10 protein-coding genes are annotated in these 16122 nt (G+C 61.0%); 9 read left to right on the plus strand and 1 reads right to left on the minus strand.

Going from position 1 to position 16122, the window contains the following annotated elements:
* The coding region (locus tag CAF65_RS19510) for a retention module-containing protein (RefSeq protein ID WP_143492138.1) at window positions 1–4058 on the minus strand (4058 nt) is incomplete at its 3' end.
* 361 nt (window positions 4059–4419) lie between these two features.
* Here CAF65_RS19510 and CAF65_RS19515 point away from each other — a divergent pair.
* The 9 genes from CAF65_RS19515 (at window position 4420) to CAF65_RS19555 (ending at window position 16111) form a co-directional block, all read left to right on the plus strand.
* Window positions 4420–5772: a TolC family outer membrane protein gene (locus CAF65_RS19515; protein WP_085717754.1), complete on the plus strand. Its 1353-nt coding sequence runs from the start codon at window positions 4420–4422 to the stop codon at window positions 5770–5772.
* 42 nt (window positions 5773–5814) lie between these two features.
* Window positions 5815–7971, plus strand: a complete 2157-nt coding sequence (locus tag CAF65_RS19520) for a type I secretion system permease/ATPase (protein WP_085717755.1) — start codon at window positions 5815–5817, stop codon at window positions 7969–7971.
* Entirely contained in the window at window positions 7961–9325 is a 1365-nt protein-coding gene (locus CAF65_RS19525; RefSeq protein WP_085717756.1) for an HlyD family type I secretion periplasmic adaptor subunit, read from the plus strand. The genes CAF65_RS19520 and CAF65_RS19525 overlap by 11 nt, the downstream gene beginning before the upstream one ends.
* Before the next feature lie 370 nt (window positions 9326–9695).
* A complete protein-coding gene (locus CAF65_RS19530; protein ID WP_085717757.1) occupies window positions 9696–10583 on the plus strand; it encodes a TauD/TfdA family dioxygenase in 888 nt (295 codons plus the stop codon).
* A gap of 17 nt (window positions 10584–10600) precedes the next feature.
* Window positions 10601–11626: an ABC transporter substrate-binding protein gene (locus CAF65_RS19535; RefSeq protein ID WP_085717758.1), complete on the plus strand. Its 1026-nt coding sequence runs from the start codon at window positions 10601–10603 to the stop codon at window positions 11624–11626.
* 5 nt (window positions 11627–11631) lie between these two features.
* Complete coding sequence (locus tag CAF65_RS19540; protein ID WP_085717759.1) at window positions 11632–12492, plus strand: ABC transporter ATP-binding protein; 861 nt, start codon at window positions 11632–11634, stop codon at window positions 12490–12492.
* 21 nt (window positions 12493–12513) lie between these two features.
* Window positions 12514–13380 carry an ABC transporter permease gene (locus CAF65_RS19545; RefSeq protein WP_085717760.1) on the plus strand — a complete coding sequence of 289 codons (867 nt, stop codon included), beginning with the start codon at window positions 12514–12516 and terminating at the stop codon, window positions 13378–13380.
* A gap of 120 nt (window positions 13381–13500) precedes the next feature.
* Window positions 13501–14421, plus strand: a complete 921-nt coding sequence (locus tag CAF65_RS19550; RefSeq protein WP_085717761.1) for a LysR family transcriptional regulator — start codon at window positions 13501–13503, stop codon at window positions 14419–14421.
* Between the two features lie 157 nt (window positions 14422–14578).
* The gene (locus CAF65_RS19555) at window positions 14579–16111 is read left to right on the plus strand and encodes an MFS transporter (RefSeq protein ID WP_085717762.1); all 1533 of its coding nucleotides are present in this window, start codon (window positions 14579–14581) and stop codon (window positions 16109–16111) included.
* Window positions 16112–16122 lie beyond the last annotated feature (11 nt).

Below are 16122 nucleotides of genomic sequence, written 5' to 3' on the forward strand. Positions count from 1 at the left end.
GCGGTGACCGGGGCGCCGTTCTTGTCGGTCAGGGTCGCGGTGTAGGTGATGGTGCCGTTTTCATCCACGCTCGGCGTGGCAGTCAGGGTCACGGTGGTGCTGTCGTTGACGTCGCTGACCGTGGTGGTCACTGGCGTGGTGTTGGGCGACACCTGCTCCAGATTGCCGCCCACTGCGTCCTTGATGGACTCGGTGACGGTGGTCGGGCCCTTGTACACGTCGTTGCCCACCGTCACCGGCAAGCTGCCGGAACTCTGGCCTTCGGCGATGGTGATGACCTTGCCGCTGTCCAACGTCACGGTCACCGGGCCGTTCTGCGCGGTGACCGGGGCGCCGTTCTTGTCGGTCAGGGTCGCGGTGTAAGTGATGGTGCCGTTCTCGTCCACGCTCGGCGTGGCGCTCAAGGTCACGGTGGTGGTGTCGTTGACGTCATTGACCGTGGTTTCCACCGGGGTCTTCACCGGGTTGATCGCTTCGAGGTTGCCACCCACTGCGTCCTTGATGGACTCGCTGACCGTGGTCGGACCTTGGTAGACGTCGTTGCCGACGGTCACCGGCAGGCTGCCGGAGCTCTGGCCTTCAGCGATGGTGATGACTTTGCCGCTGTCGAGGGTGACGGTGACCGGACCGTTCTGCGCGGTGACCGGTTTGCCCTGGGCATCGGTCAGGGTGGCGGTGTAGGTGATGGTGCCGTTTTCGTCCACGCTCGGGGTGGCGGTCAGGGTCACGGTGGTGGTGTCGTTGACGTCATTGACCGTGGTGGTCACTGGCGTGGTGTTGGGCGACACCTGCTCCAGGTTGCCACCGTCGGCCGATTTAATTGACTCGGTGACGGTGGTCGGGCCTTGGTACACGTCGTTGCCCACCGTCACCGGCAGGCTGCCGGAACTTTGGCCGACGGCGATGGTAATGACCTTGCCGCTGTCGAGGGTCACGGTGACTGGACCGCTCTGCGCGGTGACCGGTTTGCCCTGGGCATCGGTCAGGGTGGCGGTGTAGGTGATGGTGCCGTTCTCGTCCACGCTCGGGGTGGCGCTCAGGGTCACGGTGGTGGTGTCGTTGACGTCGTTGACCGTGGTGGTCACTGGGGTGGTGTTGGGCGACACCAGTTCCAGGTTGCCGCCGTCGGCCGATTTAATTGACTCGGTGACGGTGGTCGGGCCTTGGTACACGTCGTTGCCCACCGTCACCGGCAGGCTGCCGGAACTTTGGCCGACGGCGATGGTAATGACCTTGCCGCTGTCGAGGGTCACGGTGACTGGACCGCTCTGCGCGGTGACCGGTTTGCCCTGGGCATCGGTCAGGGTGGCGGTGTAGGTGATGGTGCCGTTCTCGTCCACGCTCGGGGTGGCGCTCAGGGTCACGGTGGTGGTGTCGTTGACGTCGTTGACCGTGGTGGTCACTGGGGTGGTGTTGGGCGACACCAGTTCCAGGTTGCCGCCGTCGGCCGATTTAATTGACTCGGTGACGGTGGTCGGGCCTTGGTACACGTCGTTGCCCACCGTCACCGGCAGGCTGCCGGAACTTTGGCCGACGGCGATGGTAATGACCTTGCCGCTGTCGAGGGTCACGGTGACTGGACCGCTCTGCGCGGTGACCGGTTTGCCCTGGGCATCGGTCAGGGTGGCGGTGTAGGTGATGGTGCCGTTTTCGTCCACGCTCGGGGTGGCGCTCAAGGTCACGATGGTGGTGTCGTTGACGTCATTGACCGTGGTGGTCACCGGTGTTGTCACCGGATTGATCGCTTCGAGGTTGCCGCCGTCGGCCGATTTAATCGACTCGGTGACGGTGGTCGGGCCTTGGTAGACATCGTTGCCCACGGTGACCGGCAAGCTGCCGGAACTCTGGCCTTCGGCGATGGTGATCACCTTGCCGCTGTCGAGGGTGACGGTCACCGGGCCGTTCTGCGCGGTGACCGGGACGCCGTTTTTGTCGGTCAGGGTGGCGGTGTAGGTGATGGTGCCGTTTTCGTCCACGCTCGGCGTGGCGCTCAGGGTCACGGTGGTGCTGTCGTTGACGTCGTTGACCGTGGTGGTCACCGGGGTTTTCACTGGGGTGAGCGCTTCCAGGTTACCGCCGGCCGCGTCCTTGATGGACTCGCTGACGGTGGTCGGGCCTTGGTAGACATCGTTGCCCACCGTCACCGGCAGGCTGCCGGAACTCTGACCTTCGGCGATGGTGATGACCTTGCCGCTGTCCAACGTCACGGTCACCGGACCGTTTTGCGCGGTGACCGGTTTGCCCTGGGCATCGGTCAGGGTCGCGGTGTAAGTGATGGTGCCGTTTTCGTCCACGCTCGGGGACGCGGTCAGCGTCACGGTGGTGGTGTCGATCGAGTCAGTGATGGACGTCACTGCTGGCTCTTTACTCAGCACCAGGTTTTCGAAGTTGCCGCCAGTGGTAGCGGTGATGGTGGTACTGACAGTGCTGCCGTTGACATAGACGTCATTGACCGGGGTGTCGAGCACGACGCTGCCGCTGGTCTTGCCCGCTTCGATGGTGATGACCGAGCCATTGCTCAAGGTCACGGTCATCGGTGTGCCGGCCGGGTTGGTCAGGGTCGCGGTGTAGGTGATCTGGCCGCCTTCGACGACGGTGCCGGTGGCGGTCAGGGTCAGACCGGTGGTGTCCACGGAGTCGGTAATGGTGGTCACGGCCGGCGTGGTGTTTGGCACCAGGTTTTCGAAGTTGCCGCCAGTGGTAGCGGTGATGGTGGTACTGACAGTGCTGCCGTTGACATAGACGTCATTGGCCGGGGTGTCGACCACGACGCTGCTGCTGGTCTTGCCCGCTTCGATGGTGATGACCGAGCCGTTGCTCAAGGTCACGGTCATCGGTGTGCCGGCCGGGTTGGTCAGGGTCGCGGTGTAGGTGATCTGGCCGCCTTCGACGACGGTGCCGGTGGCGGTCAGGGTCAGACCGGTGGTGTCCACGGAGTCGGTAATGGTGGTCACGGCCGGCGTGGTGTTTGGCACCAGGTTTTCGAAGTTGCCGCCAGTGGTAGCGGTGATGGTGGTACTGACAGTGCTGCCGTTGACATAGACGTCATTGACCGGGGTGTCGACCACGACGCTGCCGCTGGTCTTGCCCGCTTCGATGGTGATGACCGAGCCATTGCTCAAGGTCACGGTCATCGGTGTGCCGGCCGGGTTGGTCAGGGTCGCGGTGTAGGTGATCTGGCCACCTTCGGTGACGGCGTTGCCGGCCGTCAGGGTGACCGTGGTGGTGTCGACGGTATCGGTGATCTGGGTCACGGCCGGGGTAGTCGGCGGCGTAACCGTGATACCGCTGCCGCCGCTGGTGCCGGTGACGGTCACTTCGATCTGGGTCGCGTCGTTATAGACAGTGTCGTTCGCAGCCAATGGCACGTTGACGGTGCCGGTGGTCGCGCCCGCGGGAATCACGATCACGGCGCCGTTGGACAATGTGACAGTCAGGTCGGTCAGTGGTGCCTGGGTCAGTGTCGCGGTGTACACCAGCACGCCACCGGCCTCGGTGATGGTCGGCGTGGCACTGAGGCTGAGGGCTGACTCACTCGGGGTATTGGTGTTGACGTTGGTGTTGACGTTGGTGGCCTGGCCACCCGGGATTTCCAGGGTCGTTTGCGCGGCAGAGTCGATGCCCGCGGTCGGGAAGCCGATGGTCGGGTCGACACGGCCAGCGGTGGCGTCGAGCACCACGAAGCTGTGACTACCACCTGCGGCACCACCAGCGCCTGCCGCCGTCGGACCCGCAGCAGTGGCTTCAAGCTCTTTGGTCGGGTCGGCACCGGCGGCAATGGCTTGTTGCAGCTCTTCAACGGACGGTGCGGCTTGAGCGGTGGCGGCTGCCAGATCACTGCCGGAGTCCGGGGCGTCCGCGCTCCACTGAGTGTCACGGCCCAGATCGAGGGTACGGCCATCGGCCAGCTCCAGGGACACGGCACCGGAAAGGCCAGTGTCGATCTGGTCACCGGCGAACAGTTTGTCGCCTTCAACGAGAACGCGGCGGATGCCTTCGGGGGACACCACGAAAACTTGACCGACAATGCTTTTGACGATGGCAACAACACTGCTCATTGGAGACTCTCCGGGGTGTCACGTTCAGTTGACTTCCATGGACCTGATGGCGTCTGTCGGCGCCGACCAGTCTGGACGTACATTGCAAAATAGATGCACAAGTTTGACGCATCAATTCGTCAATATATTGGCTATATTTTTTCGTTATTAACTTTATGCCAAACTATTGACCTTCTTGGAGCCATCCTAAACAATCGTCCCAGTAATGTCACATTGATATTTAAGCTGTGACTCGTCCTCGGTATGTGATCCAGTTCCGCTTTTGAACTTTCCGACATACGGTCATTCCGCTTGCCATCTTCCGACACAGCGTCGTTCTTTTGCTGTGATTCAAGACAAGAAGTCCTGGGAAATTCCTACAATGCGTTCGCCTTTGTTCATGGCTATACCTTTCGCCCTCTCCGCGTCCTTCGTCCAGGCGCAGTCCTTGCCAGACGCCATGCAACAAGCGCTGGATGTCCATCCGGAGGTCCAGGCCGGCACCAACAGTCGATTGGCTGCGGATTATCAGTTGAAGGCTGCGAAAGGTGGATACCTGCCACGGGTCGACCTGCTGGGCGGTTATGGTCGTGAGGGTACCGATAGCGTGACCACACGAACGGACGGCAGCAACAATCACTGGGAAACCCTGAATCGCAGTGAGTCGAGTCTGCGTCTGACCCAAATGGTTTTTGACGGTTTTGCGACGTCCAGTGAGGTGGGGCGTCAACAAGCCGTCGTCAACTCCCGCGCCTATTCGCTGTTGAGTACTTCCGAACGTACCGGGCTGACTGTGGCCCAGGTTTATCTTGACGTGCTGACTCGTCGCGAATTCGTGCGTCTGGCCGAGGACAACCTCAAGAGCCACCAACGCATTTACGACCAGATCCAGCTGCGTACCCAGCGTGGTGTCGGCAGCGGCGCCGACCTCGATCAGGCGGAGGCGCGGATGGCTCAGGCGCGCAACAATCTGATCACCGAGCAGACCAACCTGGCTGACGCCGAAACCAACTACCTCTCCGCTGTTGGCCAGATGCCGGATCAACTGGAGCGCCCGGCGAGTTTCCTGGCGCTGATGCCGGCCAGTCTGAATGAAGCCCGCGCGCAGATGCTGGAAAACAGCCCGATCCTGCGCTCGGCCGAATCCGACATCGCCGCTGCCGAGAAGCAGTACGACACGGCCAAGTCGACTTTCTACCCACGCTTCGATGCTGAGTTGGGTCGCACCGCGGACAACGACATTGATGGTCAGAACGGCCACAACAACGAATGGCAGGCCATGCTGCGCATGCGCTTCAACCTGTATTCCGGTGGCAGCAACAAGGCTGATCTGGAGTCCAAAGCCTACCTGTCGAACCAGGCGCTGGATATCCGCAACAACGCCCTGCGCCAATTGAATGAAGAGCTGGGCCTGGCCTGGAACGCCTTGAACAACGCCAACGCGCAGGTGCCGATCGCCCAGCAGTACGTCGACCACAGCACCGCTGTGCGTACCGCTTACCAGCGTCAGTTCAGCCTCGGCGAGCGCACCCTGCTCGATTTGCTCGACAGCGAAAACGAACTGTTCACCTCTTCTCGCCGTCTGGCGGAGATCAAGAACGTTCAGTTATTTACTCAGTACCGAATCAAGGCGACCATGGGCGAGTTGCTCAAGAGTCAGGGAGTGGTCGCACCATTGGCATCCGTTGTGCAGAACGACGTGAAGCCCAGGGTCCAATTGCCCGGTATGAATTGAGCAGGACCTTCATCGTTCAATTGTCAGCCAAGAGTGCCGAGCGTGGAATCAGAAGTCAGTCGGGTTCAACTCATTCATGATCCGCGCGCGTTGCATGACGATCCGTTGCTGGATGGTCTGCTCGCTCTTTGCATGCTGCACCAGAAGCCTGCCAGCGCGGCAATGCTGACCACCGGCCTGCCGCTACCCGAGCAACGCTTGAGTGTCGACTTGCTGCCTCGCGCGGCAGCTCGCGCGGGGCTGCAAGGTCGGGTGCTGCAACGCAAGCTGGAGGACATTCCGGCGATTGCCATGCCGGCATTGTTGCTGCTCAAGGACGGTCGCAGTGCCGTCCTGCTTGGCTGGCAAGGCGAAGATCAGGTACGGGTACTGCTCAGCGAAAGCGATGGCGGTGAGTCCCTGGTCAGCCGTGAGCTGTTGGCCGACGACTACACTGGCAAGGTCTTTTTCGCCCAGCCCCAGCACAAATTCGACGTCAATCACGGCACGCTGATTCCGCGTGCGCGTTCGTGGTTCCGCGATACCCTCAAGCGGTCGCGCTGGTTGTACACCGACGCCATCGCCGCCAGTTTCCTGATCAACATCATTGCCATGGCTGCGCCGTTGTTCGTGATGAACGTCTACGACCGCGTCGTGCCTAACCAGGCCGAAGCCACGCTATGGGTGCTGGCGCTCGGCATCACAGGCGCCTACCTCTTCGACCTGATCCTGAAAAGCCTGCGCAGCCTGTGTCTGGATCTGGCCGGCAAGAAAACCGACCTGATTATCTCGGCCACGCTGTTTGAACGCATCGTCGGCATGGCCATGAAATACCGGCCGGCACGGGTCGGCAGCTTTGCCCAGAACATCCATGAGTTCCAGAGCCTTCGCGATTTCCTCGCCTCGCTGACCCTCACCAGCCTGATCGACCTGCCGTTCACCATTTTGATTTTTATCGTCATCGCGATCCTTGGCGGGCATCTGGTGTGGATACCGATGCTGGCGTTCCCGATTGCCCTGGCCATCGGCTATGCCCTGCAGAAACCCCTGGTGGCGACCATGGAACGAACCATGGCGCTGGGGGCCGAGCGTCAGTCGAGCCTGATCGAAACCCTGGCTGGCCTGGATGCAGTGAAGGTCAACAACGCCGAAAGTGAACGCCAGTATCAGTGGGAACAGACCATTGGCACCCTCAGTCGCCTTGAGTTGCGGGTGAAAATGCTGTCTGGCCTGGCAATGAACATCACCTTGCTGATCCAGCAACTGGCCGGGGTGATCATGATCGTCTTCGGCGTGTACCAGATCATCGACGGTCACCTGAGCATGGGCGGCCTGATTGCCTGCTACATGCTCAGTGGTCGTGCGCTCAGCCCGCTGGCGTCACTGTCCGGGCTGCTGACCCGCTATCAGCAGGCGCGGGTGACCATGACCTCGGTCGACCAGATGATGGAGCTGCCCCAGGAGCGCAATTTCGAAGAACGTCCGCTCAGCCGCAAGGTGCTGCAGGGCGGTATTGAGTGCCGCCAGCTCAACTTCACCTACCCGCAACAGCAGAGCCTGGCGCTGAAGAACATCAACCTGTCGATTAGTCCCGGCGAGAAGGTCGGCATCATTGGCCGGAGCGGTTCGGGCAAGAGCTCGCTGGCGAAACTGCTGGTGGGGCTGTATCAGCCGGACGATGGCTCATTGTTGGTCGATGGTGTGGATATCCGTCAGATCGATGTCAGCGAACTGCGCTACAACATCGGCTACGTGCCCCAGGACATTCAGCTGCTCGCCGGTACCTTGCGCGACAACCTGGTTTCCGGTGCGCGGTATGTCGAGGACGAACTGGTGCTGCAAGCGGCAGAACTGGCCGGTGTCCACGAATATGCGCGCCTGCATCCGCAGGGTTATGAGCTGCAAGTGGGCGAGCGCGGGCAGAACCTCTCCGGCGGTCAACGGCAAAACGTCGCCCTGGCCCGTGCGTTATTGCTCAACCCGCCGATCCTGTTGCTCGACGAGCCGACCAGTGCCATGGATAACACCGGTGAAGAGCGCCTCAAGCAGCGCCTGGCAGCGGTGATCGAGAACAAGACCATGGTGCTGGTGACGCACCGGGCATCGCTGTTGTCGCTGGTGGATCGGTTGATCGTGATCGACCGCGGGCAGATTCTCGCCGACGGCCCGAAAGCTGCGGTGATGGAAGCGTTGAAGAAGGGGCAGATCAGTGTTGCTTAAGTCGGGTAAGGATTCGATCCGTCGCTACTTCAAAGGCTCTGCTTCGCTGCAGGGCCAGCCGCTGCCGGAGGTCAACAAGGCGCTGATCGAGGATGCACCGCGTGTGGTGCGGCTGACGATCTGGGCGATCATCGCCTTCTTTGTGTTCCTGATGCTCTGGGCCAACTTCGCGGTCATCGACGAAGTGACCAAGGGCGACGGCAAGGCGATTCCATCGTCGAAGATTCAGAAAATCCAGAACCTTGAAGGCGGCATCGTTTCCGAACTGTTCGTCAAGGAAGGCCAGATCGTCGAAGCCGGCGCACCGCTGATTCGTCTGGATGACACGCGATTCGCTTCGAACGTCGGTGAAACAGAGGCCGATCGGTTGTCGATGCTGCTACGGGTCGAGCGCCTGAGCGCGGAGGTTGACGACCGCCCGCTGAACTTCCCCGAGGATGTACTCAAGGCCGTGCCGGGTCAGGCCAAGAGCGAAGAATCGCTCTATATAAGCCGCCGCCAGCAGTTGCACGACGAGATTGGCGGCTTGCAGGAACAACTGATCCAGCGCCAGCAAGAACTGCGCGAATTCACTTCCAAGCAGGCGCAGTACCGCCAGCAATTGGGCTTTCAGCGTCAGGAAATCAACATGTCCGAGCCGTTGGTGGCCCAGGGTGCGGTATCGCCAGTGGAAGTCCTGCGCCTCAGGCGTGCCGAAGCGGAGACCCGTGGCCAGCTCGACGCCACCACCCTGGCTATTCCGCGAGCCGAATCGGCAATCAAGGAAGTACAGCGCAAGATCGACGAAACACGCGGCAAGTTCCGCAGTGACGCCCTGACCCAGCTCAATGAAGCACGCACCGACCTGAACAAGGCCGAGGCCACCGGCAAGGCCCTGGAAGACCGGGTCAGCCGGACGCTGGTCACTTCGCCGGTGCGGGGTATCGTCAACAAGTTGCTGGTCAATACCATCGGCGGGGTTATCCAGCCAGGCAGCGACCTGGTGGAAATCGTGCCGCTGGACGACACCTTGCTGGTCGAGGCGAAGATCCGTCCGCAGGACATCGCCTTCCTGCATCCGGGGCAGGAAGCGACGGTAAAATTTACCGCCTATGACTACACCATCTACGGCGGGCTGAAGGCCAGGCTGGAGCAGATCGGTGCCGACACCATTACCGACGAAGACAAGAAAACCACCTACTACGTGATCAAGCTGCGTACCGACCGCAGCCACTTGGGCACCGACGAAAAACCCTTGCTGATCATTCCGGGGATGGTGGCTTCCGTGGACATCATCACCGGCAAGAAGACCGTTCTCAGCTACTTGCTCAAGCCGATCATCCGCGCGCGGGCCGAGGCGCTGCACGAGCGGTAATTCGTCATCGAGGCTACTGGTCTCTTCGCGAGCAGGCTCGCTCCCACATGGATTTTTGCTGGAGCACAATGTTGTGTCCAGCGGAGAACCCCTGTGGGAGCGAGCCTGCTCGCGATGGCGTCAGCGGAAACACCAAAATCCTGTCAGTAAGTGACAAATAATGTCACTTCACATTCCAGTCAGCCCCTTTTCAATCGCCATATCGTTATTCATTAACGGTATTTAAATTTCTATTCTTATATCTATAAAGTCAACCGCCTGCGTACCTGCCGACCAATCGGCGCGCCGCACGACACGAACCAACACGGGATCTCCGTGAGTTTCTGATCGACGCGCGCGCCTTTGAGCGTGCCGTGCGTGGGAGTGATTTATGTCTGCAGCCTCAGCTTCGCCAGGTATCGCGCCACAATTCTTTGAAATCCGTCCGTTCAGCGGAGCGGTGGGTGCCGAGATCATTGGTCTCGACCTGTCCCGCCCGCTCAACGATGACGATTTTGCCCGCATTCACCGGGCGCACCTGGACCATCATGTGGTGGTGTTCCGCGACCAGCGCATCACCCCCAAACAGCACATCGACTTCAGCCGTCGTTTTGGCGTGTTGCAGATCCATGTGCTCAAGCAGTTCCTGCTGGCAGGGCATCCGGAAATCCTCATCGTTTCCAACATCGTCGAAAACGGGCAGAACATCGGGCTGGGTGACGCCGGCAAGTTCTGGCACTCCGATCTCTCCTACAAACAGCTGCCGAGTCTGGGCTCGATGCTGCATGCTCAGGAGCTGCCGTCGGAGGGCGGCGACACGCTGTTCGCCGACATGCACAAAGCCTGGGACAACCTGCCGCGCGCATTGCGCAATGCCGTTGAAGGTCGCTCGGCCGCGCACTCCTATACGGCGCGTTACAGCGAAACAAAATTCGAAGGCAACTGGCGCCCGACCCTGACCCCAGAGCAACTCGCCCAGGTCGCCGAAGTGGTGCACCCGGTTGTGCGTACCCACCCGGAAAACGGTCGCAAGGCCTTGTTCGTCAGTGAGGGCTTCACCACTCGCATCGTTGGCCTGCCGGAGGACGAGAGCCGGCAATTGCTGGCCGAGCTCTATGCCCACAGCGTGCTGCCACAAAACATCTACCGCCATCAGTGGCAGCCCCATGACCTGGTGTTCTGGGACAACCGTTCGCTGATCCACCTTGCCGCCGGATGCCCCACTCATCTGCGCCGCAAGCTGTTTCGCACCACCATTCAGGGCGACGCGCCTTTCTGATTTGTCGGAGATTGATCATGTCCAAACGTCTTCCATTTGCACCGCTGGCTGCGGCCATCGGCCTGGGTTTCAGCCTGATCGCCGGCAGCCTGGTGGCGCCGACCGTGGCTCATGCCGAAGGTGAAATCCGCATCGCCGAACAGTTCGGCATCGTTTACCTGCTGCTCAATGTGGTGCGCGATCAGAACCTGATCGAGAAGTACGGCAAGCAGGAAGGCATCGACATCAAGGTCGACTGGACCCAGCTCTCGGGCGGCGCGGCGGTCAACGATGCGTTGCTCGCAGGCTCGATCGACATTGCCGGCGCCGGTGTCGGTCCGTTGCTGACCATCTGGGACCGCACCCACGGCAAACAGAACGTCAAGGCCGTGGCCTCCCTCGGCAACTTTCCGTACTACCTGGTGAGCAATAATCCCAAGGTCAAGACCATCGCCGACTTCACCGAGAAGGACCGCATCGCGGTGCCGGCGGTGGGCGTGTCGGTGCAGTCGCGCTTCCTGCAATACGCGGCTGCCAGGCAGTGGGGCGACAAGGAGTTCAATCGCCTCGACAAGTACACCATCGCGGTTCCGCATCCCGATGCCACGGCGGCGCTGATTGCCGGTGGCACCGAGTTGACCGGACACTTCTCCAACCCGCCATTCCAGGATCAGGCGCTGGAAAACCCGAACGTGCACGTGGTGCTGAACACCTATGACCTGCTCGGCCCGAACTCACCGACCGTCCTGTTCGCCACCGAGAAATTCCGCAACGAGAACCCGAAAACCTACAAGGCATTTATCGATGCGCTGACCGAAGCGGCGCAATTCGCGCAGAACGACAAGGGCGCGGCAGCCGACACCTACATCCGTGTCACCAAGGCAAAAATCGACCGTGCAGCCTTGCTGAAAATCATCGACAACCCGCAGTTCGAATTCAGCGTTACGCCAAAAAATACATACCCGTTGGCCGAGTTCCTGTACCGCGTTGGCGCGATCAAAAACAAACCGGATTCGTGGAAGGACTACTTCTTTCAGGACGCCAAGCCGCTGCAAGGGAGTTGACCGAGATGAACGCCCCTTTGCAAGACTACACGGTCAGCAAATCGATCGCGTCAGCCCAGGCGCTGCTGTCGGTCGATAACGTCAGCCTGGAGTACCGCACGCCACAGCGCGTGGTGCGGGCGACCCATCAAGTCAGTTTCGAAATCGATCCGGCGGACCGTTTTGTCTTGCTCGGCCCTTCCGGTTGCGGCAAGTCGACGTTGCTCAAGGCTGCTGCCGGCTTCATCCAGCCCGTCGAGGGCGAGATCCGTCTGCAAGGTCAGCGCGTCGATGCACCGGGGCCTGACCGTATCGTGGTGTTCCAGGAGTTCGATCAACTGCCGCCGTGGAAAACCGTCAAACAGAACGTGATGTTTCCACTGTTGGCCTCGAAAACCCTCAAGGGCAGGGAAGCCGAAGAGCGAGCGCTGCACTATCTGGAAAAAGTCGGCCTGGCGGCGTTTGCCGATGCCTATCCGCACACCTTGTCCGGTGGCATGAAGGCTCGGGTCGCCATTGCTCGGGCGCTGGCGATGCAGCCGAAAATCCTCCTGATGGACGAACCCTTCGCCGCCCTCGACGCCCTGACCCGGCGCAAGATGCAGGAAGAACTGCTGCTGCTCTGGGAGGAAGTGCGTTTCACCCTGCTGTTCGTCACGCACTCCATCGAAGAGGCGCTGGTGGTGGGCAACCGCATCCTGTTGTTGTCACCGCATCCGGGCCGGGTGCGGGCCGAAGTCCACAGCCATCAGTACGATTTGCACAGCCTTGGCGGCGTGGCGTTTCAGGAGTCGGCACGGCGCATCCATCGGTTGTTGTTCGATGAAGGTGATGCGGCGAACGCTGAGCATGAACTGGATTTCGCCGACATCCGCATCGCTTATTGAGCCAGTTGAGAGGAGGGCCCGATGAGCCATTTATCATCCCCGCGTGAAGAATTCGAAACCGTATTGCCGCCACTGACCAGCGTGCCGCTGGAGCGCGAACTGCCCCTCGGCCAACGCCTGTGGCAACAGGGCTGGCTGCGCAAAAGCCTGATCCTGATTTTGCTTGCCGTGCTGTGGGAAGCGGTTGCCCGTTATCAGAACAACGATCTGCTGCTGCCGAGCTTTGTGCAAACCGCTCACGCCTTGTATGACGGCCTGCTCAGCGGAGAATTGCTGGGCAAGGTATGGATTTCCCTGGTGGTGCTGCTCAAGGGCTACCTGATCGGCATCGTCCTGGCGTTTGCCCTCACTACACTGGCGGTGTCGACCCAGTTCGGTCGCGACCTGTTGAGTACTCTGACTTCAATGTTCAACCCGTTGCCGGCCATCGCGTTGTTGCCGCTGGCGCTGTTGTGGTTTGGATTAGGGCAGAACAGCCTGATTTTCGTGCTGGTGCATTCGGTGCTCTGGGCCTTGGCACTGAACACCTACGCCGGGTTCCTCGGGGTCTCGGAAACCCTGCGCATGGCCGGGCGCAACTACGGCCTCAAGGGCATGCATTTCGTGCTGTTCATCCTGATTCCGGCAGCGCTGCCATCGATCCTCGCCGGCCTGAAGATCGGCTGGGCGTTTGCCTGGCGTACGCTGATTGCCGCTGAGTTGGTGTTTGGCGCAACCAGCGGCAAGGGCGGATTGGGCTGGTACATTTTTCAGAATCGCAATGAGTTGTACACGGACAAGGTATTTGCCGGGTTGGCGGTGGTGATTCTGATTGGATTGCTGGTGGAGAATCTGGTGTTCGATGCGTTGGAGCGGGTGACGGTCAGGCGTTGGGGGATGGTTCGTTGACTGTCTGATTGTATGAAGTCCGCGCTGGCCTCTTCGCGGGCAAGACCGCTCGCACAATGTCTGAGTGGAGTTTGCTAGCATTGCGTCTGAATCAACAAAAATCAGGCTTGAGTGCTTGTAATGCAACTTCCAGACATGAACCTGTTGGTCGCCCTCGACGCCTTGCTTGACGAGGGCAGTGTGGTGGGCGCCGCGCGGCGGATGAACCTGAGCCCGGCGGCCATGAGCCGGACTCTGACGCGCATCCGCGAAGCCATTGGCGATCCGATCCTGGTGCGTGCTGGCCGTGGCCTGGTGCCAACCCCCAAGGCGCTGGAATTGCGCGAGCAGGTGCGCAGCGTGGTGGAACAGGCCGGGTTGCTGTTTCGTTCGGCCGATTCGGTGGAGCTGGGTTCGCTGCGGCGGCGTTTCAGTATTCGGGCCAACGACTTTTTTGTCGGCGTCTACGGCGGCAAGCTGTTCGACACCCTTGATCGGCAGGCGCCGCACTGCGAATTGCGTTTTGTCCCCGAAGGCGATGGCGATGATGAGGCGTTGCGCGAAGGGCGGATCGATCTGAGCATCAGCAACACTCGGCCGTTGACCCCCGAAGTGAAGATTCAGAACCTGTTTTCCACCCACTTCGTTGGCCTGGTGCGTGAGGATCATCCGCTGTTGGATGAAGAGATCACGGCGGAACGCTATGCCGGTTATTCTCATATCAGCATGTCCCGGCGTGGCATTGCCCGGGGGCCGATCGATACGGCACTCAATGCCCTGGGGCTGGAGCGGCGGGTGGCGGTGATCGCGCCAAGCTTTCATGCGGCGATGTTTGCCTTGCCCGATTCCGACCTGATTCTGCCGGTGCCCAAGGAGGCCTTGCTGAGTGTGCGGCGGCTGGGATTGAAACTGCGCTCGTTCGACCTGCCGATTCCTTTGCCGACGCTGATGTTGACCCAGGCCTGGCACCCGCGCTTCGACAAGGATCCGGCGCACCGTTGGTTGCGTGAAACGCTGAAAACCTGCTGCGATGAGACGTGGCTGGCTGCGCAGCCGGGCTGAGGTGAACGCAAGACCCTGTGGGAGCGAGCAGGCTCGCTCCCACAGAGGCCTCCTATCATTGCGTTTAGCGCACTTATAACCTGCCAATAAGTTGATTTCCGTCAGGCATCACGCTTCCTAGAATGCTTCGGTATTTCCACTCCGGAGCTTGCAGTTCATGACCTCCCTTACGGCGACGGCACCTGTCGCCGCGGCCAGCACGGCAATCGCTGCACCCGTCTTCGGCCCGCGGATCATCATCGGCCTGGTGGGTGTGCTGCTGGCGGTGCTGGTGTCGGGCCTGAACGAGATGGTGACCAAAGTCGCCCTGGCCGACATCCGCGGTGCGTTGGCCATCGGCTACGATGAAGGCACCTGGCTGGTGGCCTGTTACGCTGCGACTTCGGTGGCGGCCATGGCTTTTGCGCCGTGGTGTGCGGTGACGTTCTCGTTGCGGCGTTTCACCCTGTGCGCCATCAGCCTGTTCGCCCTGTTGGGTGTGTTGTGCCCCTTCGCCCCGAATTACGAAAGCCTGTTGTTGCTGCGCACCTTGCAAGGGCTGGCCGGCGGCGCATTGCCGCCCATGCTGATGACCGTGGCCCTGCGGTTTCTGCCTGCCAACGTCAAGTTGTACGGCCTGGCCGGTTATGCCCTGACGGCGACGTTCGGCCCTGGCCTGGGCACGCCATTGGCCGGGTTGTGGACCGAGTATGTCGGCTGGCAATGGACCTTCTGGCAAATCATCGCCCCGTGCCTGATTGCCATGGCCGCGGTGGCGTATGGTTTACCCCGGGACCCGCTGCGTCTGGAGCGTTTCAAGTCCTTCAACTGGCGCGGTGTGCTGCTGGGTTTTCCCGCCATCTGCATGTTGGTGATCGGCATTCTGCAGGGCAATCGCCTGGACTGGTTCGAGTCGAACCTGATCTGCGGATTGCTCGGTGGCGGGCTGTTGCTGCTGGCACTGTTCTTGACCGGCGAGTGGTCGCAGCCGATGCCGTTTTTCAAGATGCAGATGCTCGGCATCCGCAACCTGTCTTTCGCCCTGCTGACCCTGGCGGGAGTGCTGGTGGTGTTGCAGGCGGTGATCATTATTCCGTCCGGCTACCTGGCGCAGGTCCAGGGTTATCGCCCGGTGCAGACCGCGCCGATCATGCTGCTGGCGGCGTTGCCGCAATTGATTGCGCTGCCGTTGGTGGCAGCGCTGTGCAACTTTCGCTGGGTCGATTGCCGCTGGGTATTGGGCCTTGGCCTGAGCATGCTGGCGCTGTCGTGCGTCGGCGGCTCGCAACTGACCTCTGCGTGGATTCGCGACGATTTCTATGTGCTGCAATGGCTGCAGATTTTCGGTCAGCCCATGGCGGTGTTGCCGCTGCTGATGCTGTCCACCGGCAGTATCCACCCGATGCAAGGGCCATTCGCATCGGCCTGGTTCAACACCGTCAAAGGCCTGTCGGCGGTCATCGCCACCGGGTTGATCGAGGCGTTGACCACGGCGCGCCTGCATTTTCACTCGACCATGCTGGTCGATCGCCTCGGCAACTCACCGCTGGCCGAGCGCGACAGCACAAGTCTCGCTCATCGTCTGCATGAGCAAGCGGTGGTGCTCACCTCCTCCGATCTTTACCTGTGCATGGCCGGTATCGCCGTGACCTTGATCCTGCTGATTTTCTGGCTGCCGACGCGGATCTATCCACCGCGCGCACCGACCTGAATGCTCCACTG

It is taken from the genome of Pseudomonas sp. B28(2017) (genome assembly GCF_002113025.1).
In the GTDB taxonomy this organism is placed as follows: domain Bacteria; phylum Pseudomonadota; class Gammaproteobacteria; order Pseudomonadales; family Pseudomonadaceae; genus Aquipseudomonas.